Source organism: Haloferax sp. Atlit-6N (assembly GCF_003383195.1).
Classification (GTDB): domain Archaea; phylum Halobacteriota; class Halobacteria; order Halobacteriales; family Haloferacaceae; genus Haloferax; species Haloferax gibbonsii.
On the sequence record NZ_QEQJ01000007.1, the window covers coordinates 23,417 to 46,036 of the forward strand.

Annotated in this window: 18 protein-coding genes; 4 read left to right on the forward strand and 14 right to left on the reverse strand. The window is 56.2% G+C overall.

The window, feature by feature from the left end:
• Positions 1–397: 397 nt before the first annotated feature.
• The 13 genes from DEQ92_RS18900 to DEQ92_RS18960 form a co-directional block, all read right to left on the reverse strand.
• Positions 398–1,921: a primase-associated protein gene (locus DEQ92_RS18900; protein ID WP_115821277.1), complete on the reverse strand. Its 1,524-nt coding sequence runs from the start codon at positions 1,919–1,921 to the stop codon at positions 398–400.
• Positions 1,918–2,799: a DNA primase gene (locus DEQ92_RS18905; protein WP_115821279.1), complete on the reverse strand. Its 882-nt coding sequence runs from the start codon at positions 2,797–2,799 to the stop codon at positions 1,918–1,920. Before DEQ92_RS18905 ends, DEQ92_RS18900 begins: the two co-directional genes overlap by 4 nt.
• Positions 2,796–6,629, reverse strand: a complete 3,834-nt coding sequence (locus DEQ92_RS18910) for an ATP-binding protein (RefSeq protein ID WP_115821281.1) — start codon at positions 6,627–6,629, stop codon at positions 2,796–2,798. Before DEQ92_RS18910 ends, DEQ92_RS18905 begins: the two co-directional genes overlap by 4 nt.
• Positions 6,622–8,826: a VirB4 family type IV secretion system protein gene (locus tag DEQ92_RS18915; protein ID WP_115821282.1), complete on the reverse strand. Its 2,205-nt coding sequence runs from the start codon at positions 8,824–8,826 to the stop codon at positions 6,622–6,624. The genes DEQ92_RS18910 and DEQ92_RS18915 overlap by 8 nt, the downstream gene beginning before the upstream one ends.
• Positions 8,819–9,940 carry a hypothetical protein gene (locus tag DEQ92_RS18920; protein ID WP_115821284.1) on the reverse strand — a complete coding sequence of 374 codons (1,122 nt, stop codon included), beginning with the start codon at positions 9,938–9,940 and terminating at the stop codon, positions 8,819–8,821. Before DEQ92_RS18920 ends, DEQ92_RS18915 begins: the two co-directional genes overlap by 8 nt.
• Before the next feature lie 2 nt (positions 9,941–9,942).
• Positions 9,943–11,004, reverse strand: a complete 1,062-nt coding sequence (locus tag DEQ92_RS18925; protein ID WP_115821286.1) for a hypothetical protein — start codon at positions 11,002–11,004, stop codon at positions 9,943–9,945.
• 2 nt (positions 11,005–11,006) lie between these two features.
• Entirely contained in the window at positions 11,007–11,873 is an 867-nt protein-coding gene (locus DEQ92_RS18930; protein WP_115821288.1) for a hypothetical protein, read from the reverse strand.
• The gene (locus tag DEQ92_RS18935; protein ID WP_115821290.1) at positions 11,870–13,606 is read right to left on the reverse strand and encodes a hypothetical protein; all 1,737 of its coding nucleotides are present in this window, start codon (positions 13,604–13,606) and stop codon (positions 11,870–11,872) included. The genes DEQ92_RS18930 and DEQ92_RS18935 overlap by 4 nt, the downstream gene beginning before the upstream one ends.
• A 24-nt stretch (positions 13,607–13,630) precedes the next feature.
• Complete coding sequence (locus DEQ92_RS18940) at positions 13,631–14,044, reverse strand: hypothetical protein (RefSeq protein ID WP_115821292.1); 414 nt, start codon at positions 14,042–14,044, stop codon at positions 13,631–13,633.
• Positions 14,045–14,048: 4 nt separating this feature from the next.
• Positions 14,049–14,297 carry a hypothetical protein gene (locus DEQ92_RS18945; RefSeq protein ID WP_004967632.1) on the reverse strand — a complete coding sequence of 83 codons (249 nt, stop codon included), beginning with the start codon at positions 14,295–14,297 and terminating at the stop codon, positions 14,049–14,051.
• A 462-nt stretch (positions 14,298–14,759) separates the two neighbouring features.
• Complete coding sequence (locus tag DEQ92_RS23485) at positions 14,760–15,287, reverse strand: hypothetical protein (protein ID WP_158547634.1); 528 nt, start codon at positions 15,285–15,287, stop codon at positions 14,760–14,762.
• A complete protein-coding gene (locus DEQ92_RS18955) occupies positions 15,284–15,820 on the reverse strand; it encodes a helix-turn-helix domain-containing protein (protein ID WP_115821293.1) in 537 nt (178 codons plus the stop codon). Before DEQ92_RS18955 ends, DEQ92_RS23485 begins: the two co-directional genes overlap by 4 nt.
• A gap of 165 nt (positions 15,821–15,985) precedes the next feature.
• Entirely contained in the window at positions 15,986–16,360 is a 375-nt protein-coding gene (locus DEQ92_RS18960; protein WP_115821295.1) for a helix-turn-helix domain-containing protein, read from the reverse strand.
• A gap of 403 nt (positions 16,361–16,763) precedes the next feature.
• On the opposite strand from DEQ92_RS18960, the gene DEQ92_RS18965 reads away from it, so the two are divergent.
• Positions 16,764–17,168: a winged helix DNA-binding protein gene (locus DEQ92_RS18965; RefSeq protein WP_115821297.1), complete on the forward strand. Its 405-nt coding sequence runs from the start codon at positions 16,764–16,766 to the stop codon at positions 17,166–17,168.
• 5 nt (positions 17,169–17,173) lie between these two features.
• Here the strand turns inward: DEQ92_RS18965 and DEQ92_RS18970 are convergent, their stop codons facing one another.
• On the reverse strand, positions 17,174–17,587 hold the full coding sequence (locus tag DEQ92_RS18970; RefSeq protein WP_115803475.1) for a MarR family transcriptional regulator: 414 nt from the start codon (positions 17,585–17,587) through the stop codon (positions 17,174–17,176).
• A 337-nt stretch (positions 17,588–17,924) separates the two neighbouring features.
• Between DEQ92_RS18970 and DEQ92_RS18975 the strand changes: the two genes are divergently transcribed.
• The 3 genes from DEQ92_RS18975 (at position 17,925) to DEQ92_RS18985 (ending at position 22,078) form a co-directional block, all read left to right on the forward strand.
• Entirely contained in the window at positions 17,925–19,310 is a 1,386-nt protein-coding gene (locus DEQ92_RS18975) for an ATP-binding protein (RefSeq protein ID WP_115821463.1), read from the forward strand.
• Between the two features lie 253 nt (positions 19,311–19,563).
• Positions 19,564–19,833 (forward strand): hypothetical protein, encoded by a 270-nt coding sequence (locus DEQ92_RS18980; RefSeq protein WP_115821298.1) that lies wholly within the window; start codon positions 19,564–19,566, stop codon positions 19,831–19,833.
• A 988-nt stretch (positions 19,834–20,821) separates the two neighbouring features.
• On the forward strand, positions 20,822–22,078 hold the full coding sequence (locus tag DEQ92_RS18985) for a Cdc6/Cdc18 family protein (protein WP_115821300.1): 1,257 nt from the start codon (positions 20,822–20,824) through the stop codon (positions 22,076–22,078).
• The last annotated feature ends 542 nt before the right edge of the window (positions 22,079–22,620 follow it).

Sequence of the window (22,620 nt, forward strand, 5' to 3'; positions counted from 1 at the left end):
CGGCGGCCTTCGCACATTGCATATCGCCTCTTTCTTTGGACGAAATCCGCGATATGCAAGACGATACGACGGCCTCAAATCGAAGAAGAGCCCCGTCGGGCCGATTTAAGGCGGTAGAAAACACCTCGACGAGTTCGGGAATGATACTGGAGCCCCAAAATTTGCTCGACGAGGGGGTAATGAAGGTGATTTCGGACGTATCTAAATTTCATCGGGCCGCTGCATCACCTGTTCTGAATTTCACGAGGCTCCCCGACTCAGTACTTCGAATCGTGAAACACCCCGATTCCCTCGATTCCGGTTGTGTTAGCGGCTGAAAATTGCTCGACGGGGATTCTGAAAAGACTGGCTTTGGTCTGCAACACGAACCTCGAAAATCTGAGGGGAAGTCTATTCCTTAGAACTGCTCTGAGGGACCAGCTGATTCCTCGTCAACTTGTTCGTACATCTCATCCGGGAACGGAAGACTGCCCCAGATCGAGTAGGGACACTGGTCCTGGCCGATGCAGTAGCGCTGCAGATCGTCGTTATCGCAGTTCATCGGCAACGGCGTGTCGCCGTCGATTGTGTTCGAGAACTCGTAGCGGACTTGGTACTCAGTTTCTTGCTCGTCGTACCACGGCCACCTGGAGAAGACGTCCTTGAGGTCCGCGACGATTTCGTCGAGGCTGCTGTGTTGGTACTGCGGCAGCCACATCACCATCCGCGCGAAGTTGTAGAGATCCTTCCGAACCGGCTTCTTCTCGTGGAGTCGCTCCTCCATATTCGCCATACAGGGGAGTTCGAAGAGGTCCTCGATCTCCCGGACCTCGATCTGTTCGGCGCCGGTGCCGGCTCGCCCGATTCGGTACGTATTGACGCGCCCGTCGCGATCGATCGTGACGGCCGAGTGGGACTCGTGGTCGGCCAGCGTCTTCGCGAGACTGCTCGGACTCGAGATCCAGTCTGTCACTGAGGATTCCCAGTCGTCCTCGGCGTCGTACGCCGTAACCGCTCGGTAGAGCTCTTTCGCCGTGTGGAATTCGCCCGTTTGCGCGACGTCGTCGGGCGCATCACTTAGGGCCCGCCGGAGGACGCGAATCGTCCGTTCGCCACGGTCCCAGTTCCGCCAGATTCGCTCGTGGTGGCCGGTCTCGAGGAAGCGGTCGATCCGCTCCGTTATCGCGGACTCGTTCGTGGTCAGCCACGTCAGCTGGTCGTCGGAGAGCCCGTCTTCTTGCACCCGCAGGAGCTTCTTGAACGCCTGCTCAGCGTAGTCCCGATACTTACTGTCAAAATCACCGACTGGAACGTACAGGTTGTTGTCTTTGACTCGCGTCAGTATCTCTCCGCCGTCGTCTGTCTTCGTTGATTCCCCACCCTTCCGAACGAGACATTTGCGTGATGCCGCCGCCATCGGGATTTCGAGGTACAGGCCGTCTCCGAACTCCGGCATCTCCTCGATTCCCGTACAAACACGTCCGGGATGCGGCCCATCCTCACCCGGTTCCTTACTGTACAGCACCTCGGCGATGTCCTGCTGGAGCGTTCCATCACCGTAGTTTCGGAGGAGTGATGCGAGATTATTGACGTACAGCTCTCGGATGTCGTAGAGCACCTGGATGTTCCGGGTCGACGCGTGCTCAAACTTCGGATGTGCTTTCACACAGATCGCACTCAGCGTCGCAAGCACGGCGAGTGTCGCCGGTTCGTCAACGAACGGCTCTTTGGCAGCGTCGGCACGAACCTGCTCTTTGAACGCGGCCGTCCCAAACCGCTCAATGTCGTTCACGAGGTCCGCGGGCTGCTCTTCGCCGTCGACAACGTATCGATTGTAGCCACGCGTGAACAGTTGGTTGATTCGGATGTCACCGTACTCAGGCGGAAGTGCCGCAACTCGATACGCCATCTCCTCGTCGTCGGTGGGTGTATTCTGACTCATTCCGTAATCACCTCCGGCGTCGCCGACCGAACGTCGAAATGCGGACTCTCGATGGGTTGAACGATACTGCAGACATCGGCGTGCAGCGAGTAAGGCAGGCGTGCGACACGCCGGCGGTCGGCTGTCACGACGGGATCGATGGGGATGTCATAGGTCTCTAAGAGGAGGTCGTTCAACACCTCGCGACTCTGTTCGTCGTATCGATGTGCAAGGTCCGTATCGAGGAGGTAGACGTGGACGCCCTGTCCACTATACACGACCATCGTTTCCTCGGCGTTGAAGTCCTCCTCAAAGATGTCTCGCACCGCGAATCCGTATTCGATAGCGCAGTCGATATCCTCGAAGGCATACGGATAGCCCGCGGGTTCGGCGTCGAGAATACCGGCGGCGTCGAGGAGTGCCTCGTTGTCCCAGTCGTCATCCTCGAAGACCGTATCCGAGGCTCGTTTCCGAGCGATCTCTTTCGCGTCGATATCGACGAGAAGCACCCATGGTCGTTCCCAGTGATCCAACGCATAGTAGACGGCATCAGGGCGTGGGTTTGGCTTCTCGAGAACCGACGGATCTGCGAGTGCGAAGTTGCTCCGACCGAGGGGATCGTTGCGAGCGGGGTCCCGAATGAACCCCACAACATCCTCGAACTCGTTGAACGCGGGTGTCGTCGGCTCACCGGACCGGTCTGTCTGCCACGTATCCCGGCGGATGAAGTCCCTGTCAGGGATGTCGTCTTTGCGAACGGGGTGTGGGTCTCGAAAAGCGACGGCATACTGTTTCGGCCCGTTTGCGGTGATGAACTCAGGGAGGTCGGCAACGTAGCTGGGGAATTCCTCGGCATAATAGGTGTAGACCTCTTCACGAGTTGCCTGTCGCCAAGTCATGAGTCGACCTCCTGTTTGAGATTTGTGAAGCCGCGAACGGTGGCCATGCCTTCGGCATCAAGTTCGCTGATTGCGTCTTTGATGTTCGAGAACGACCGTGCTGCCCGCCCGCTGACGCTTTCCTCGATTCGGTCCGCTTCAGCAAGTGTATCAAGCACTTCAATAGCGGTCTGGCGGCTGTTGAATGCCCAAATCGCGTCGGCATCCACCGCGCTAAGCTTGTCGTAGTCGTCGACCGGTGCGTGGCTGTTGTTGCTCGGGAGTTCAGCTTCGCCGACCCAAACGAGTTCTCCAGCGTCGTTGAACGCAGCTACGTCGAACACCGTCCTGTCGTCGTATTCGTAGTACGGTTCGACGCGAACGACATCGTCCTGCTGTTGGAGCCACCGTTCGAGGAGTCGAACACCGACCTTGTGTGGTGTTTTCTCCCCGATATCGCCTTGGCCAGGGCCAACTTGGAGCTTCTGTCCGAGTAGTTCCCGCCCTGCCGGGAGGACAGTATAGTACTTTTGACCGGCTGCAGACGCGTCCTCGACGAGGTTCTGCTCCGTCAAGCGTTCCAAGTGGAGGTCTTCGTACTCGTCTCGGAGGGGGCGCATCGAGTTGATAAGAGTGTACTCAGTAGCCTCGCGGTTCATCACCTCAAGGACGTGGCTGAGGAAGTGGACATCATCATGGCTGAGACCACGCTTCCGAAGTTCATCATCGGAGACAGAGACCTCACTCGCTTGGATGGGTGATGAACGAGTCTCCGGAGGCCCGTTCCCGTCTCCCAGTGACTCCTCTTCGACCTCAGTCACCATGTTGAACAACGAGGTACTCTCCTGTGGCTCAGCATTGGTATCACTCGTTCCGGTCGATATCGACGACGTGGTTGGTGTCCCTTGTCCGATGAACGAGGATTGTGTAGAGTCTGTTTCCACGCGATTGCGATCAGCGGTAACTGTTGTATCGGCACCTGACCCCCAATCAGACTCATCTCGGACCGGGGTCGATTCACTCATCTCACCAAGCCCGTACTGAGTCTGGGTTCGCTCCGACAGTCGCGGGAGGGCCACGGTCTCGAAGTGGTCCGCCTGTTCGACAGACAACGGTTCGTCGCTTTCAGGATGGCCAGCAGCTATCGGGAGCGGCTTCACCGAAAACGGGGCTGGACCCGTCTCCCCGAATGACGGACTCGGCAGTTGTGCGATCCACTCTCCGCTGGGGAGCGTGTTGATCCGGTTTCGGAGGTCAGTCGGACTCAGGTCTTCGTGGGCCAGCGATTCAGCGAGGCCACGCTCGATAGAGATGTTTCCGATGAGCTTCGTCTTGATGTTGTTGAGGACCTCGTCGTAGGCGCGTTCGTTCCGATTTCGAACCTGGCCGGGGAACTGCATCACCAGTCCCATGCTCAAGCCGAACGACCGCCCCTGTGGAAGCAACTGCTCGGAGACAAGTTTCGTTGCTGCGACGGGGGCCGCTTCCTCGATGATGAGGTTGGTGAGGTTCTCGTAGTCCGTGTTCCCGTCACGTCGACGCACCTGCACCGCGTCCCAGAGATTACTCAACAGGAGGAGTGTGATCGCTCGCTGTGCCTCCGGGCGGAGGTCACCTAAGTCGAACAGAATCGTGGCGTCTTCGTCGAGGAACTCGCGGAAGTCGAATCGGTTGTCGACGTATTCGCCGTTGTCATCCTGTTCCGGGACATGGCTGAAGATCCGTCGCAGGTGGGCATCCTCTCTGAGTTTGTCGAGGCGGTTCCCGACGGCGTCCATCGATACCTGGAACTGGTGGTCGTCCTTCGCGAAGTGCCGTGTAAGCGACTCCTCGATGCTCCGGTTGTCCGCCGAAACCGGCGGCACAGTTCGCTCCCGCTGCATCTCGAGTGCGGCCGCAAAGAGGTCGTCTAACCCAAAGACGTCGCTTCCGTACTCCTCGTCGAACAGCGCCTTGATGAGGTAGCTGAGAATCTCGTTGGCAACGAACGCTTGTCCATACTGCTCGCGGCCCATGATCATCCGCATGATATCGTGGAAGTGGTCGACCTTGTCCTGTATCGCGTCCGCCCGATTCCGTCCAGCGTCGAGTGCCGGCCGAATATCGAAAAAGGAGAATGCGGGTATCGTCTCGGGAACACGGAACCGGTAGACATCGTCCAGCCCGTTGAAGCGCTCGTAATGACTCCGAAGGTAGTTGGCGCACATCCCATCGCCCTTCGGGTCGACGATAACGACGGGCCCGCCGGTCGTCTCACGGAGCGACAGCGCATCGTTGATGATTGCTTTCGACTTCCCGCTTCCAGTCGAGGCGAACCGACCGTAGTGTGTCGTCAGGAGCTTCGGCGGAATCCGAATCGGACGCTGTTGCGGCGAACCGTTCTCATCGAGTGCATACCCGATGGCCATTCCCTCCCGAAACTGCTGGACTAAGTCCGGGTTGGGCCACGGAAGCGGATCACGACTCTGCTGTTCAGCACGCGTCCCTCGCGTTCCTTCGACTGTCAGTTGGTCCGACGATGGAACCAAGATGAAGTTCGCAAGCTCAGCGCCACAGAGAACTAACTCCGGCCGGGTCTTACCGCGCCCGGTCGTTACCTCCCGCGAAAGGAGTCGCTGGAGCGCTGCTCGCGCGTGTTGTTCTTTCTTCGATTGTCGGAAGCCACGATCTCGAAGTCGCGTCGCTTCGATCTCGTAGAACGGGCCATCAAGTGGGTCGAATACTGGTGCCAGTGACGACAGGCGGTCATCAAGGGCGTCGCGACCAGCCTCACTCGTTGGCACACCAATTGCCCGGATGTTCGTCGTGTACGAGCGTTTAGGATTGACTGCATCAATCGCATCAAGCCGCTTGACCACGATATCACTCAATTCGTCACGGGTGCGACGTTCGTACTCCAGTTCGGGGTCGAGCAGGTCGCCAAGGATTTTCTGCGACAGCGTATCCCGGCCATCATCCAAGTCCTCTTTGCGGAGTTCCGCATCCGCTTGCCAGCTCTCCCGGCGCTGAAACACGACTTGGAACGCGAGCGGTTCACGAGCATCATTCAGGTGGTCGATCAGCGACGCAAGCACAGCTCCCGGTTCGTCGACCGCCGGCAGCGTGCTCTCGTCAGGCGTCGCCGTCAGCGGAGTCAACGACGACATCCAGTCCTGCTTCCGAACTGCCGATCCACACCACCGCACGCCCCGTGGTGAGACGGCGTCGGCCGCGGGGCGGGCGAGAATCGTCCCGTCTGCGGCTACTGTCGGCTTCTCGACCGACGTGGGTGGAACCTCGTCAGCGAGCGAATCAGTCGTTTCGAGTTTGACAACTGTCTCTCCAACCGACACCAGCCCGTCCGCCGTTCTTCCACCCACGTCGGCAGCGTCCGTCGGTGAACCCTCAGACTCACGTGTTGTGGTTGTGCCGCCGTCTGGCGCTGTGCCGGCGTCGACATCTGCAGCCGAATACTGTTCGTCGTCAGAGAACTCATACTGCAGGTCACCCTGCTGGTACCGCTCGACGAACTCCTCGTGGGACAATGCAACCGGATGAATCAGCTTCGACGCGACGTCCACTTCGACACGCTCGATGTCGAACGTTGTCGGATAGATCGACCGAAGCCGCTCTTCGAGTGTTCCGAGATAGTCGTCAGCACCATAGTAGAACTCAACCGGAGCGTCTTGCCCCGTACTAAGCGCAAGGAACTCGAAACGCGGTGGTGTCGCGGATGTAAACGGGTTGAGTTTCGACCGCAGGCCCGAGCTGTCAGGGGTCAGTTTGTGGAGACTCTCGAGCGTTTTCGGGATGCCACGAGGAGTAATTTCCTCTGAAGTGGGTGTCACGCGGAGATACTCACGCTCACGCATCGTCGGTACCTCCAAGCTGGCCGTTGTCAGTTGCTGTTGAATCAGTCTGCATGTCTTGTGACTCTCCGTTTGCGTGCTGCGCTAACTCCGTCCGAAAGGCCTCAATATCCGCTGAAACTGCTGTCTCTCCAGCCCCGGGCAGCGACGCCCGCCGCTGCTCGGTCGGGTCGAAGTCGATGACCTGCTTTTCCTTGGGCATCGCTTCGACTCTGATACCACGCCACTCGCCGTCGACACCGACCAAGGCTTCTGAAAAGCCGGCGTCTTCGTTTCCGGGGACTGCGTCCTGTACGTACCGCATCTGGGCGTGGTTCAGGCCGAACTCGTCGGCCCATTCCTTGTCCATCCCATCCAAGCGATGGAACTGCTTGACGGCACACTGGTCAAGGATGGCTTCGGATTCAGCGTGCTCGAAGAACTCGTCGACGGTCTGGGTGACCAGTCGAATCGAGAGGTCGTGGTGGCGGTGATGCCGAAACACCGTTTCGAGGAACACCAGACTCGCGGCGTCCTGCATGATGTACCGCGCTTCGTCGATGACGAACACGACTTCCTTGTCCGTCTCTTTCGCCCGCTCGTAGACGAGCGAGATGAGCAACTGCATCGTCAGTGCCGTACTGCTGTCGACGCTGCCTTCTTGCTGGGCGAGATCAAGGTAGATGACTTTCTCGTCGCGGATGTCGAACTCCGACTCTTTCCCGAGATTCGCATAGCGGCCCGCTTCCTCGAAAGGCCGCAGTTGGTCGATCAACCACGTCGCATCGTTGCTAAGCTTCTCGGCTTCTGCGTCCGACCGAACGACGAACGATTCGGGGTCGTCAACCATCTCTTCGAAGACGTCTAACATTTCTCGAATCGTCGGGCTCGGGTTACCGTGCGTCGTGATATCATCCATAATGCCATGACGCTCGTAGGCGTGTCTAAGTCCGAGTTCGAGTGTCGTCCGACGGTCACCGAGTGAGATGCCCCGGAGGGCGAAGAAATTCGTCAGGAAGCTCATCGCGTCGTCGAGTTTCTCGTTGAACGGACTCGCGTCCTCACCCATTGCCCGTTGGACGTGTTCGGGCGTCTGGCGGATTTCGAGCGGGTTCAGCCCGAGCGTCCCGCCGACGGTAATTCGCTTGGCGTCGAGCGCTTCGGAGACGCCCGCCCAGTTGTTGAGCGGTTCGAGAATGATTCCGATGCGATCCTTGCTCTGTTCGATCGATCGGATGAAGTTCTCCTTCGCACCGAACGATTTGCCAGAGCCGGTATCCCCCACTGTAAACATCGCATAACCGTTATCGCGGGCGAACGGGTCGATGACGACCGGACTCTGGTTGTCCTTGTGGATTCCGAACTCGACGCCTCCTTCTTCGAGAATCGTCGCGTTGTGTGGCGACGCTAGGAGGGAACCAACAGCGCCACCGAGCGCAATCGACTCCCGACCAAAGACGTTGTCGCCGATTGGCGCGGCGGACTGGAGTGCGAGGTCCTGCCGGCAGATAGCCGTCTTCGGCGTGAGGTTCGCCGGTTCGTCACGGAGCGCGCTTTTGACTGCTCTGACGGCATCTTGGAGGTCGTCCCTGTCGTCGGCACGGACGGTGACGAACAGGCCTTGGTCGAACACGCTCGCGCCACTCTCGACGGCCTTGTACGTCGCCGCCGCTTCGTTGGCTCGCTCTTGGAGGTACTCACTTCGGACGCTCTGTTCTAAATCGGCGTCAACCTGCAGGTCGTCAGCGATATCCTGCAGTTCGTTTCGTGCGCGCTGCTGGTTCTTCGGCGTGATGTGCGCTGTGAGGTCGAACTCGACGTCGGTCAACTCGAAGAGGTCACTCAGATAGCCGTCGTTCGGGTAGTCGGCGTAGTCAGCGATGTACAGCGTCGACGTCCATTGCTCACCGACACGGGCAGCTCGCGTCTCCCATTCGATTGCTGCCGGTGCTGTCGCCGTCTTGTGTGACTCCGAGATGTCGTCGAGGAGCTGGCCTTCTACGTCGCCCGCTTCAAGCGTCTCCTCGTCGAGGACGTCCGAGAAATCGACTTCCGGCTCGTCGTCGGTGCGATATCGTTGCCAGAGGGCTGCTCCACTAACGCCGAGAACCACAATAGTCCCCAGATAGAGCGCCGCACCTTCGGGTGACGTCGGCTGTTGGGCCCACTGGGTGAGTTGGGTAAGGACACCGCGGCTCGCCTGCAACGGGAGGTTACGCATCGAACGCCTCCTCGCGGCGTGAGCGGCTGAGAATTGGCTGTTCGCGAATCACGTCTGCTTCGGTCTCGAAATCGTATTCCTCGCCGTTCCAGAAGTCCATGTTCAGGACGAACAACTCGACCGTGCTGAGTCGGTGGGCAGACCAGCCGGATGCCTGCTGGATGAACTCAGAGCGGACATCCGCGATACGGTCGTCCAACTTCTCGAACATCTGGGCGCGACGCTCCGCGTCTGAGAGGTCCGCACGCCGGGTGACAAACGGGTTGAACAGAATCCCAATCACGGGGAACTGCGTCAGCTTTTCAGCCGGCGTTCCTTCGTCGCGGTATCGGTCGTAGACTTCGAGTGGCGAGACTTCCACCCCGATGTAGTATCGAACCTGCTGAATGCCGCGGTCGCGCATCTCTTTGGGCCGCGTCTCCCGATACTCCTCGAGGAGTTCCCGGAAGATCGGGTTCTGTGTGACGTCTTCGTCGGTGAGTCGCTCCTCGATTGTCTCGGTGATCTGTTCGACCGGAAATGACCGGGTTGTTGCGTGGAACTTGAGCTTCGAGTCGAGTTCTTTGTTGGCGAACTCGGCGCCTGCATCCTGGAGTTGGGCCCAGTCGTCGGCCATCGCGAAGTCCATGTTCCCCGGGTCGATTTCGATGAACGCTTCCATGGCGCCGTCGGCCCGCTGAATCGCGCCGGCGCCGGGCCACGCTCGCTCGATATTCGTGAGGTCTTGGGTTCGCTCGTCTGGCGTGAACGGTGTGTAGTTCGCGAGTCCACCCTCGTTGCGCACAGTTTCGTTTGTTTGGCTGTCCGAGTGGGCTGGCGCACTCACCGTGATGCGGGGCCGTTTGACGTAGCGATAGACGTCTTTCGTCCACGTCCACGCGTTCAGATGGTCGGGTGCGACATAGACAATGGCCGCACCCATCCCGAGGCCGCTTGCGATAAGCGGGACGGCGAGTGATTCAACGCCGGTGAGGCCGGCGAGGAGCAACCCACAGATTGGGAGGGCGATGAGGACGCCAACGTCGCCCTCTTCGATGTTGAGGTAGGGGATGCGACTCGCTTCGCCGAACTGGTCCATGATGCGCCGAGCGGCTGTGTCTTGGTCTGTCGACATAGTTAGCGGGTTCGAGGTTCGTTTTCGGTCCGCCGGTACGACGGCAGTCCATCGCTGTCATCAGTCGAGTCACGCTGGGCGGCTGCTCGCTGGGCAAGTGCTTGGCCGGCGGCGGCTTTCGGCCCCCAGCGGGCGGCGGTCGTTGCAACGCCAGCGCCGCCGACATACGCGCCGGCTGCGACGCCACCGATGAGGGCTGCGCCTCGCGTTGCACCGCCGATGACCTTCGCGGTGAGGGGCGTCGCATACGTGAACGTCTTCCAGGTGAGATAGAGCGCGATCACCGGGAGCGATGTTGCTACAAGATACTTCAAAAATGGACTATTAGGGGTGAGAACGCCTTCAGAATAGAGCAAGTCGTATCCTTTGAACACGACTGCTGCGGGGAGAGGGAGAACTGCAAGAGGAACAAACCGCTTACAGAAGCCCATAGCGATGTCGGAAAGAACCGGAAGATTGCCATAGGCAATAGCAAACGCGATCGGCATTCCATACACATAGACGTAAACCAAGACCTCTCGAATGTAGTAGAGCGCTTCAAGCACCCACATCGAAAGACCGCCCATGACAGCGAAGAGTAAGCTGAGCCCGGGGTTGGTTACTGTTTCTCGGAGGAAATTTAGCATGACATCGCCTAGCGAACTCAAACTCGGTAGAAGGGCGATTGTAAACCCATCAACGATATACAGACCGAGGACGCTCACCCAGTACCAACTGACAATAAGACACGCCCCAACCCAGGCAGTCTTCTTCGTGCGTCTGGCTTTGTACTCACTCCCGACATTGAAAATCCGCATCGTGTGTCGCCCCTGAACGCACATCACCAACAGGAGTAGCGAGATCAACATGATCTCGCCGCCGACGAGAGCATCTTGAATGGCCGGCCATGCACCATTCGTTGGTGTCCCGAAAACGAACACACCATCAGTTTCGGGAGTCGGGGTTCCGAACATCTCAGTAGAAAGCGTCTCGTACCCCTGATTTACACCCTGCATGAACAGAGACGTCACCCAAGCAACGATCTTCTTGAATCCCTCTAAGACGATATCAATCAGGTCAACCATCGCTATACCTCGCTAATCGTAATCTCGCAGTCGTCGAACTCGTCTGAAGCAGAGTACTGGACTTGGTATGTTTCAGAGACTTTCTTTGCGTCAACTCGTGTTTCTAAAACAACTTCAAATTCTCCCGCTTGGGGTTCATCTTTACACGAGGTCCCCTCAGCTCGAATGAACGCGAATGGGGACCGGTAGCTGTATAGAGTGAGTTTCTGACCAGGAGGAACAGTTACTGCAGTTGTTTCAGCATCTGCATCTGGATCGTAGATACCACTCACACCATCGGCATCAGCGTAATTAGTCCCCTCTTCATCGGAGGGGTACGGAACATCCCCGACGAAGAGAAGCTTCGTGACTGCGTTTGGCCCCATACCACGGTTCTCAACAGTCACAAACGCCTCATCAGTAACCTCGTCGCTCGAGGTAGTCCACATCTCCTCTGGTTGGTTTCTACCGATTCCCATCTCGACGATGTTGAGGTCCGGTTGAATCGAAAGTGAGCCTTCAGCAACCGTCTCTTCACCATCCAACGCGACGACACGGTACTCACCGGGTTCGTAGGCAGTCCCGATTTCGAACGAAACCTGTCGTGCGCCGGTGGCAAGCCCACGCTTCCCGAACAGTTCTCCATTCGGCTGTATGAGGTTCACCTGCTCAACGGGCGCGTCAGCGTCGATCTCGACAACGATGGTTTGTCCCTCAACAGCAATGCGTGAAAGAGGGCCCGCACGTTCGGTCGCCGCCGGCGTCTGGTCAGATGTCGTTGTTCCGGAGCCGCGACTACCATCGAGGCAGCCAGCAACGCTGGCGAGTGCGGCCCCGCCGAGTGTTCGAAGGACGGTACGTCTGTCAATCGGTGAATCGGTCGGTATCATTGGTTTCGATAGGAGCTATCTGTCGGTCCAAACATGCGGAGGAGTCGACGGCCGGCGTAGAACGTCACGACGAACGGGATCGCCTGCCAGCCGACTTCGAACACGAACGCAACCCAGCCCTCGAGAGTTCCGAGCGGGTGCCAGCGAACGGACGCCGTATCGCCCACATACGCTGGGTCGTGGCCAAGCCACGTACCGGGATGGTAGCGGGCGGTGTAGATCCCCGGCTCGTCGAGGGTGACGATCGCAATGCCACTTTCGTTGGTCTCAACGCGCTGGTCACCTACTGAGATGTAGCCGCTGTGTGCCGATCCGCCAATCGGATACTGTCGGTCGCTCCCGTTCGACGCGATCGGCGCGCCCGTCTGGTTATCGCGCAACTCGACTTGGAGGGTCGCGTTCGACGTCGTCTGCGAAACGACCTCGACAGTAAGGTTACTCTCGCGAAGCTGTCGCGCCGACCCGACTTGGGGGTCGACAATCGTGGCATTCACCCCGCGAACGATCCCGCCGACTCGAAGCGCCTCCCGGTCGACGGTCTTCGCACGGATGGCCAGACCATAGGTCGGCGTGTACGACTCGTTGACGACCTCGACAGTCACGTTCTCGCCGATCGTCTCACGGGGAGACGCCCGGTCAGCCCCCCACATGTCGATGATATCCGGGCCATCGCGAACCGGCTCTGCTCGCGGCCCGATCTGTGAAGGATACGCGTGAACTCGGACGGGAATCGCATCCGACTGTGCCGTGGTCGTCGACGCGCCGGTCGATGTGACGAGGGTGTCCCAGTTCGTGTTCCGAGCGGTGTAGAATCGCCAGACACCACGGACTCGGGAGCTCTCATCGTCGGTGAGCGTATAGCCCTGCCACGGCCGAGATTGGAAAATTGCGACGCCAGTATCCCCGTTCGGGTACTGCGCGTAGTAGGGGTACGCCGCGAGGTCGTAAATCTCGGTATCGAGTGTGTCCGAGACAGTTCGTGTCTCGGTCCGGTAGTTGACTGTCGTCTCAGATTCGCCACCAACCGTTGTCTCGACGGTCTTCTTGAGGCGAACGGAGATGGTCGCTTCGAGCGTGAGATTCGCGCTCCACGAGTGAGTGGTCTGATACTGTAATTCTGGCGTGTGAGTGCCTGCAGTCGAGGCAACCGGAATGCCGTCGATTTTCAGACGGATGTTCTCAATCTCGTGGGAGACGAGTTCCCAGTCGACGGTCCGGTTACCCGTTTCGTTCCCGGTTGGAACGCGAACACGATAATCGACAAGGCCGCGAACTGTCCCATTGGGAGCGATATAGAGCGGTGTCTCACCTGCGTCGAGATGTCCACGCGTCGAGGGCGTGACCGCGAATATCGTCGCGTGTGCATCGTCGATGAACGTCCCATCTTCGAGTGACGCGTGGGGCGGGTACGTCGACGTGTCAGGCCCGCCGGCGTCGAGATCAGCGAAGTCGTTTCGCGTCCACGTCGCGGCTGTTTCCGGCGGGCGCGTGAACGTGATATCAGTTCCGTTGGCGAGCTGGTGGAGTGCCGTTCGGTCGTCGCCATACTGCTGCTGGTAGGCCTGTTGGCTGACGTAGCGGTCGCTATCGCGAGACCAGAGCGTTGCCGACTCGTTTTCCGTGAGGCCGTTTGTTTCAGTCCCTGGTCTCGGGGGCTGTGCCGTGGCGAGGCCGATGATGGAACTCGACACGAGCAAAGCGGCTACCAGTACGGAGGGCACTCGGTGCTCCATGGGAGGGCAGAGTCGGCGGTGCGCTTACCAGGGAGCGAGGTTCACACAGTCCCCAAGTGGGAGGCCCATGATCGACGCTACGACGGTATACAGCGGGCCGAGCACCGCCAAGATGAGGGCGGACTTGAGTGCTGCGCGCTTGTGGACTTTGAGTCGCTTTTTCTGTTCGGGGCTGGCCGTGAAGATCTCAGCGAGGGAGTCGGCCTGCCAGATGACTGCTAACCCAATGAAGCCGAGCGTTGTCGTAATCTGGAAGAACCCCTCGACCATCCCCGGCAACTTCTCAGCGCTGCAGACCACGCTGTCTTGTGCGGCAACTGGCTGGACGGCAACGAGCGCGAACAGGATGCTCCCGATCGCGACGTGTCGGAAGATGGATCGGGAGGGCCGTTGCTGGTCAGTGGAGCGAGCGTCAGTAGGGGAGTGTGAGTCAGACATGGGGTCACTCGGTGTGGTCGTACACGAGCGCTTGGAGGTCGGCGTAGCGACTCGTCATGGTTGCAATCTCATCGAGCGAGTAGCCCAACTCTCGGGCTTCGGAGAGTTGTGCGCGGAGTTCGTGCGGCTCAACGTCGCGAAGTTGCATCTCGTCGCGGAGGGCTTGCCGATAGAGGGCCGATGCGTTGAGATGGTCGTTCCACCTGAGGAACAACTCATCGATGTCTTCGACGGTGACTGAGCGGGAGATCATGGGTTCGGTATCGTTCCACACCGATTGTCTTGCGGTGCGTACATGTCAACCAGATTTCCGGAATATTATATATTTACTGGCCAACATGAAGTGTGGTAGCATGCCAAATCAGATGTAATTCACAAAAGAAATCTCGAAGGCAGATAGATTTGTATCGTATTCTGCTTGAGTCCTTGATTCCTACCTGACTGCCAGGCGTACTCTGGGAAGACGCACGCGTTGAGATCCTCGAAGCGAGTTCTCGGTAAACATCGTCGGATACGATTGCCGTCTAGTCATCATCAGTGGTCACCAGCGGCCCACTCGGAGAACCGCCAGCCCATGAGAGGGTTGCGTCAATAGTTCCTGTCGTCACCACCGCGACGTCATCCCCTGTTCTAGGGTAATGCTCAAAGCTTCGGCGAGAGTTGTTTTGGAACGGAAGGATGATCGTCGTTCATCGGTCCTCACCTCGTTGCTGTGTTATCGAAATTCATTGGCCGTGATCGTCTCGAGATACTCAACGCTGACATATCGGAATTCAAGACGGTCACTGAAGCCATGTTGAGGAAGGAGTGTTTCGGCCGCCCGACCCGCCGGTTTGTCGGTCGTCAAGAGAACGACGTGATCCGCCTGCTCTGTATCGAGTACCTGAGCAGCAAGCCCCACGAGTGCCGTGTCCGCTTTCTCGGTGATATCTTCGTCACGGCCAGTCTCGTTAGCGATAAACCGGCGGGCTTCGTCCATCACCGTCGAGACAAGCGGGTTGGTGTAGTCAAGTTCGTCGGCAACCACGATCCAGCCCTCCTCGAATCCATCGGGATAGGGAATATTTCCCGAGGGATACGCGTCTGCTGCCGGATCGCCACCGAGTTCTTCGTAGACGCGTTGGGGGACACGCAATGAGACACCAGCCTGTTGGAGTGCTCGACGGAGCCGTTGAAACTTGTCCTTGTCTGGCCCACCACACCGAACGAAGACACCGGTATCAGCGATATACACCGTCTTCATGCACCGGAATCGGCGTACTCAGTGGCAACTGGTTCCAGCGCCTGGAGAATGATCTCGGCTTCAAGCGGTGAAAGGTCAAGTTCCCGGGCCGCAATCCGATGGTTGACCGTCCCGTCGACGTACTCGGAAGCGTACTCGAGGGCGACAGCAAGCCCGTCGAGACCATGTCGCTCGATGTAGATGTCGATGTCCTCGTCCTGGTCGCGGCGGGCAACAGCGGCGATAAGTGCTGGTGTGATCGTTTGGGTTTCACCGTCTGTCGAGAGCGTAAGTGCGATCGACTCGGCATCGTATTCGTACGGACGCTGCTCACGGACTTTCTCTACTAACCCAGCTGTTTCGAGGTTCTGCATATAGTCGTAGGCAGTTCCCTGTGGAATATCGAGTTTGCCGACCAACTCGGACACGGTGACCGGTCCGTGTTGTAAGATATGGGCATACAGCCGAGCAAGTGTGGGTGTGTCGAGGAGGTCGGCCACCGTCTGAAGCTGCTGAATTGGTGGGCGGCCTGACCGGGGAGGTGATTGCGCCATTTCAATTACGAATTATCCATAATTCGTGATAAGACTTCCGGCGAAGGGCCAAAGCTCGAAACTAACTTGCCACTCACCGAAGGCCAGTCGCTCGCTGCGGCACCACCCCATTCTTGTTCTACAGAGAAAACAAGGCGAGTGCCTCGGGCTTGGCCCCGAGATGGTTCACTCCGCACCCGAGTCTGCATCTTCATACTCATCGAAGTCTGGGAGATTTGCATCCCAGTCCGGATTCTCGTCGTAGTAGTCGCCCTCAAACTGCTCGCTCACGGCAGCCAAGCCAATCAAGCTCGCAGTATGTGCATCGTAGGCGTCGGGATTGATCGCCCAATACTCGCCCTTGTGACGCACAAATCCTTGGTCGTGGAGTCTGCTGAGTGTCGTCCCAACACTTCCTCGTGGGATGTCGAGCGCCTCAGCAATCTCACCCGCTCGATAGCCTGTTTCTGGAGTCGCTGCGAGGAAGCGAAGAATGGTCCATCCATTCGTATTCGGTCCTGGAAGATCCGATGGCTGGTAGTTTTCGAAATCAATGGGCATATGTAACAGTATGTAACGGGGAGTAATAGACTTGCCCGAGTAGTTGTTCCAGAGTACTCTTTGGACGCTGGAAAGTCTCGATCGACGCGTTCTCCCAATAGAAGTGCGATGTATCTGAAGTCGTTGGGGGATACTAGTTTTTACTGGCAAGAGTGGTGTGTCTGACAGAGTATCCGCAGAGCGGCGAGTTATCTAGCGAGGGACTGTTGAAAGCCAGAGACGGCACAGTATCCGCATCAATGGGCGTTGTCAGGGGGGAGTCGCCTACTCTTGGCCTAAAGTTCTCTGCGAGATTCTCGGGGAGATTCAAGATGCAGCGGAACTCAATTTCACAGAACGGTTGGACTGCTCTGCCTGTAGAAATGCACCGGAATACCAGTAGGAATCATCTCCACCACAAACCATGACCGAAAACACACTCACCGTCCGTGTCGAATCGAACGACGAGTTCTTCGACCGTGCACTTGAAGCCGCAGCGAAAACCGACGCTGGTGAACTGACTGGTGACCACACTGGCGTCTCACTTCCAAACGAGGCTGCACTTGCACGTGTTCTGAGCGAAAAAAATCTCGAACTTATCCGGACTACTGCCCGCGAAGAACCGAAGAGTCTCCGCGAACTCGCACGACTCGTTAATCGTGACATCAAGAACGTCTCGACCGCGGTCAACGACCTCGCAGAACTCGGACTTGTCGAATTTGAACAGGATGGCCGATCAAAGCGGCCGGTCGTCTGGTACAGCGACATCCACGTTGAGTACGACCTTGGCGTTGAGGCGGATGATACCGAGGTCGCTGCACAGGAGTAGCTTGACTACTGCTGTTCTGGACGGGGCGCGTTCTCGTACTTGACCATCTTCTCGGGCTTGTCGGAGATAGTCTCGTAGATCTGCTGGAGCGTCTCCTCAGCGGCGAGCAGATTGTGTTCCTCAAGGAATGTTCGACCGTCCTCGGTCAGGCCGTAGAACTTCCAGGGATAGCCCTGTCGGCGCTGGTCGTCGTCAAGTGCGACTTCTTTGACGATGCCGGCGTCGATCAACTTCTGGATGTGCTTGTAGACGGTGGCATCGCTGACGCTGGGGTTGAGCTCCTCGAGTTCGTACATCGAAGGCAGCTGCTTGGGATGCTGGAGGATGTTATTGACAAGCGCGAACCGCGTCTGCTGGGTGACGAAATGGATGAGTTCACGGGACCTCTCTCCACCAGCGGTTCCCAGATCGGTACTCATACATCACAGTTCACACTCTGACGCAAAGTAGTTTACCCTTGAGTAAATTACTCTGAAGTAAACCAAAATGAATCTGAATGGGTGACTTAGTTGATGTGTCCGGAGAACTCCCGTGACGAGGAACGGAATCGCCATTCTCGACCGAATTACTACTGTGTGAGTGCCGGGTCACTATCGGTTCCAAATCACGTCTTCATAGCGGTTGTTGATGGATGCTGGTTTTACTGGCAAGAGTGGTGTGTCTGATAGGGTAATTGAAAATAGCCTATTTCAGAATAGCCTATTCTGTATTTGGTTATTCGGCATGATTAACTTCTTGCGAGAATATATGTGGTTCATGGAACGCTTTGTGGATCGGGAAATCGAATTATCTCGGCTGCGAGAGTCCTACGCGTCCAACAGCCCAGAGATGATTGTCATCTTTGGACGGCGTCGCCTCGGAAAGACACAACTCGTTCAACACTCACTCACGCAGCGAGATGATGCCGTCGTATACCAAGCGACGCAGACGACACCACAGGTGCAACTCGACGAATTCGTTGACGTCGCTTCAGGTTCCTTCCCTGGAATCGAACACATCAAACAGAATTGGGAGTCACTACTCGGATATCTTGTCGAACAAGGCGGAATTGTCGTACTCGACGAATTTCCATATCTCATCGACGCCGACAAGAGCATCCCTTCGGTGATTCAGCGATTGTGGGACCAACGCCTCCAGAACACGAGTGGAACACTCATCCTCGTTGGATCATCGATTAGCATGATGGAGGAAGCAACCCTGTTAGGAAACAGCCCACTTTACGGGCGGTTCACCGAGAAAATCGATCTCCGACAACTCGGATTTGCTGCTGCCCAGGAGTTCTTCCCGGACAGCTACAAGCCTGAAGACCGAATTTTTGCATGGGGCATCTTCGGTGGTGTTCCATACTATCTCGATGGCATTGACCTTGAGCACGACCTTGGAACCGTGATTTCTGACTCCCTCCTCTCACAGCGGGGATATCTCCATAACGAACCGGAGTACGTCCTCCGAACTGAGTTAACTGAGCCGAATCGATACTTTGCGATTCTCAAGGCCATCGCTGCAGGGAATACCACGTCAAACGAGATTGCACAGATGGTTGGGATCGACGGAAAACAGATTTCGACCTACACCCAGAAGCTAGAGCGCCTTCGGCTCATCGAACGTGAAGTCCCACTCACAGAAGAGAAAGCTCGCTCCCGCCGTGGCCGGTACCGTATTCTCGACCCGCTATTTCGGTTTTGGTTCCGATTTGTCTACGGGAACGAAGATCGATACGAGCGATTGGGCGACGAAGCGTATGAGGCAGTCATCGAGCCTGAGCTCCCTGACTTCGTGAGTTCACAGTTTGAAGTCCTCTGCCAGGATGCGCTTCCTGGATTGTACCCGGATAAAACGTTCTTAGATATCGGCCGGTGGTGGTACAAAGAACACGAAGTCGACGTCGTCGGTTTCACTACGGAGGGGACGATGGTCGTCGGCGAGTGTAAATTCACGAACGCCCCGCTCGACTATAGTGCGCTTGCGTCACTCGAAGAACACACAGAAGAGATCAGATGGACCCCTGACAGTGGCGGAGATATCGACAAAGAGTATGCACTGTTCACTCGGAGCGGAGCGACCCAGACTGTTCAAGAGGCAGTTGCAAACCGAGATGACTTGCAGCTGTTTGGGCTAGATGACATAACCAATAGCGTGTAACTCACAGTTCTTGGAAGTTCGGGGTGCAAGCATTCCGAACGCTGAGTGCTATTCGTGCGACGAGACCGTCCGCCCGAGTAGCGAACTGGCGCTACTTATCCACGAGGAGATGTAGGCTTGTGTCCGGACATGACTCGCGCATCAGCGCAGGGAGGATGTCAAAAACAACGGAAAACAGGAAGTCGATATTACCATCTTAACCAACAAAATTTTTGATTGGTGTTGTGAGTTGGTTAACACGAGTTAACAGCCGATGTCCTACGAACTACCGACACCACCGACGGACCTCCCTACAGCAGTCGTCAATGCCCTCAATGAATCATCACCGAGCAGTCTTCGAGACGTTGCCCGCTATGCCGAAGCGTTGGCCGAGCACAAGGAACGGGAGGCTCGTCTCGAGGAAGCGTCACCGGAAGGCGAACTCGAAAAACGGCCCGACAACCTACCAGACGACGTGCCCACGAAGGCGACAACCACCGTCAAAGAGATCAACGACAACCGCTACTACTACTGGCAGTGGTGAGAGGGTGACAAAATCAAATCCAAATATAAAGGCCCAGTCAACCCCGATACGTAAGAAAGGCAACTTTCGTGGGTTCGAAGGATACCACACCCTGTGTGAGAGATGAATAATTGAATACTCAACTGCTCATTGAGCGCTCTCTCGTATGAATATCGCATATTTACACTTTGTACACGGGGTGTGAGCTCCCAGAGTCAACAAGTCAGAACTTACACTCGTGATCAGGGGTGTGTAGTCGGGAGAAGAACGCGGACTACGCGAGGTCTTCCAGTCGGTTATCTCGGAGCACGGACTTCGGTACAATACCGGAATCAAGAGCCAGTCGATGTTCAAGATAACTCACTTGTTCCTGTCCACCACCCACCGGTCCGATATCATAACCTCAAGAAACACGTGGCCTTCAGCAGTTCAGAGACGCGATGTTCGCCCAGAATCTTCGCGTCGACTGCCTCGGCTGTGTTTTGGTAGTCCCGCAGACGTATTGTGTTAGCTGATTGAGGAACCGGTGTTGCCAGTACTGCCAATAACCAGTCCACTATTGCCAGTAAAGCTGGTGCAAACGTGGGGACTTCTGATTGGGGGATAGATTCGCGGGGAAGTTCGTTCCCAGAGAACCCCCGTTGCCAGTACTGCCAGTATTCGCCTCATTTAAATAACACACACACACCACTTTTGCCAGTAAAACCACTCGAACGAACCCGGGTGTACTCACGCCAACAGCATTTATACGATAGATTTATATTAATAGTGGTAAAACCAAACCCGTAATAGAAAAGAATTAGTAAAGTACAACTGTAGATATAGTTCGATAATTCTGTTAATCGTCTCGTCTTGAATTCCAGTACTCATCTACGAGGGAATACTGGCAATAGTGGAGAGAGTGTCTTTTATAAGCACCCGAGATACTGGTGGTACTGGCAACGGGGGTGTGGTTACTGGTCATACTGGCATCCGTGGTTTTATCACATATAGCAACATCGTCCAATCTATGGGCCGGTTCACTCGGGAGTCATTCATTATTCGAGACAACGACGTGTTGCGGGACGACTACCAGCCTGAGACTCTTGAGGAACGAGACGCAGAACTCGACGAATACGCGGCAGCTCTCCGGCCGGTAATCCAAGGATGGCAGCCGAACAACGTGTTTCTGTATGGGGTCACAGGCGTCGGGAAGACTGCGGCCACACACGATCTACTCAAAGAACTTCAGGAGTCGGCTGACCAGTACGACGACGTCGACGTGAATATTATTGAACTGAATTGTACTGGCTGCAATACGTCGTATCAGGTTGCGGTGAACCTCGTGAACGAAATTCGAGAGCCAAATCACCCACTAACAAATGTGTCGTCTTCACGAGCGCCAATTAGTGAGACTGGTTATCAACAAAAGCGCGTGTTTCGTGAGCTCTATGCTGACCTAGAAGATATCGGAGGGACAGTATTGGTCGTCCTCGACGAGATCGACAATATCGGATCGGATGATGATATTCTGTACGAACTCCCGCGGGCACGTTCACAATTAGATCTGGACGTGAAGCTGGGCGTCATCGGTATTAGTAACGACTTCAAATTTCGCGATAACCTGTCCCCGAAAGTTAAAGACACACTTTGTGAGGAAGAGATCTTGTTTCCGCCGTACGATGCTGGCGAACTCCAAAACATCCTCCGTGAGCGAGCGGAGATTGCGTTGTATGATGATGTGTTGGAAGATGATGTGATTCCGTTGTGTGCCGCGTTTTCAGCACGAGACTCTGGGTCGGCTCGGCAGGCACTTCGGCTGTTGCGGAAGGCAGTCGATATTGCAGAGTCAGAAGCACGAGCCGGTGGTGACGCGTTTGTAACAGAGGAACATGTTCGCGAGGGAGAGTTCCAGATTCAGCGCCAGCAAGTCGTTGAAGGTATGCACTCGTTGACGCAACATGGACAGCATGTGTTATTGACGGTGTGCCAGCTAGCGGCTCGGGGAGAAACACCCGAACGGACAAAGGCGATCTATCGCCGGTACCAGAAGGTTGCGCGGAAGAATGGGCAAGAACCATTGAAGCGTCGGCGTGTGCACGACCACCTGTCGGACCTGAATCTCCATGGTGTGTTGCAGTTAGTAGACTCAAGTGGCGGTCGAGGAAACTACAACGAGTACGATTTGGATGTCTCGTTGTCGTCGGCGTTAGATGCGCTGGAGAGTGAGTTTGGTGATCTAGAAGGCATCCGTGAACTTGCGAAAAAGAACGGTACGTTAGACTAGCCGCTTTATTCTGGGATGGACCCCCGTTGCCAGTATTGCCAATACCCTGTCCACTGTTGCCAGTTTCATCTTCTGATATCTGTTTTGATTCTATATCTAAAATATGATACGTTCAGATTAGACCTCCGTTGCCAGTATACTCAATACCGTTGATGTCTACTGGTTTTACTGGCAAGAGTGGTGTGTCTGACGAGCTATCGGATAAATGATTAGAACACATCTTTCGATACGGCGTCAGAAAATACACTCTCCCATGGCCTCGGTTCTCTTTGAAATACTGGATAAGACCATGCCCCTCTGTTCTAAGGTAAGAGCGTTTATCAAATTTGCCACGAGTAGAAATGTACAAATCAAACATATACGTCGTGGATTTAATGGCCACTTCACTCCTTCTATTTTCACCTTGAAGATAAATATCATCTACTATCGATATAAATCTTTAATTTTCTAATTTTATATGGGGGATTGTAGGTGATTATATCTAGTTAGACTTGTTTTAGACAGATTTATTATGTTCTCGCATATCTCCTCATTGGGGAGTA

What these genes read in the sequence shown, in the direction of transcription:
- DEQ92_RS18900 (WP_115821277.1), bottom strand. Translation starts at nt 1,921, where the DNA reads ATGAGTCAGAATACACCCACCGACGACGAGGAGATGGCGTATCGAGTT.
- DEQ92_RS18905 (WP_115821279.1), bottom strand. Translation starts at nt 2,799, where the DNA reads ATGACTTGGCGACAGGCAACTCGTGAAGAGGTCTACACCTATTATGCC.
- DEQ92_RS18910 (WP_115821281.1), bottom strand. Translation starts at nt 6,629, where the DNA reads ATGCGTGAGCGTGAGTATCTCCGCGTGACACCCACTTCAGAGGAAATT.
- DEQ92_RS18915 (WP_115821282.1), bottom strand. Translation starts at nt 8,826, where the DNA reads ATGCGTAACCTCCCGTTGCAGGCGAGCCGCGGTGTCCTTACCCAACTC.
- DEQ92_RS18920 (WP_115821284.1), bottom strand. Translation starts at nt 9,940, where the DNA reads ATGTCGACAGACCAAGACACAGCCGCTCGGCGCATCATGGACCAGTTC.
- DEQ92_RS18925 (WP_115821286.1), bottom strand. Translation starts at nt 11,004, where the DNA reads ATGGTTGACCTGATTGATATCGTCTTAGAGGGATTCAAGAAGATCGTT.
- DEQ92_RS18930 (WP_115821288.1), bottom strand. Translation starts at nt 11,873, where the DNA reads ATGATACCGACCGATTCACCGATTGACAGACGTACCGTCCTTCGAACA.
- DEQ92_RS18935 (WP_115821290.1), bottom strand. Translation starts at nt 13,606, where the DNA reads ATGGAGCACCGAGTGCCCTCCGTACTGGTAGCCGCTTTGCTCGTGTCG.
- DEQ92_RS18940 (WP_115821292.1), bottom strand. Translation starts at nt 14,044, where the DNA reads ATGTCTGACTCACACTCCCCTACTGACGCTCGCTCCACTGACCAGCAA.
- DEQ92_RS18945 (WP_004967632.1), bottom strand. Translation starts at nt 14,297, where the DNA reads ATGATCTCCCGCTCAGTCACCGTCGAAGACATCGATGAGTTGTTCCTC.
- DEQ92_RS23485 (WP_158547634.1), bottom strand. Translation starts at nt 15,287, where the DNA reads ATGAAGACGGTGTATATCGCTGATACCGGTGTCTTCGTTCGGTGTGGT.
- DEQ92_RS18955 (WP_115821293.1), bottom strand. Translation starts at nt 15,820, where the DNA reads ATGGCGCAATCACCTCCCCGGTCAGGCCGCCCACCAATTCAGCAGCTT.
- DEQ92_RS18960 (WP_115821295.1), bottom strand. Translation starts at nt 16,360, where the DNA reads ATGCCCATTGATTTCGAAAACTACCAGCCATCGGATCTTCCAGGACCG.
- DEQ92_RS18965 (WP_115821297.1), top strand. Translation starts at nt 16,764, where the DNA reads ATGACCGAAAACACACTCACCGTCCGTGTCGAATCGAACGACGAGTTC.
- DEQ92_RS18970 (WP_115803475.1), bottom strand. Translation starts at nt 17,587, where the DNA reads ATGAGTACCGATCTGGGAACCGCTGGTGGAGAGAGGTCCCGTGAACTC.
- DEQ92_RS18975 (WP_115821463.1), top strand. Translation starts at nt 17,925, where the DNA reads ATGGAACGCTTTGTGGATCGGGAAATCGAATTATCTCGGCTGCGAGAG.
- DEQ92_RS18980 (WP_115821298.1), top strand. Translation starts at nt 19,564, where the DNA reads ATGTCCTACGAACTACCGACACCACCGACGGACCTCCCTACAGCAGTC.
- DEQ92_RS18985 (WP_115821300.1), top strand. Translation starts at nt 20,822, where the DNA reads ATGGGCCGGTTCACTCGGGAGTCATTCATTATTCGAGACAACGACGTG.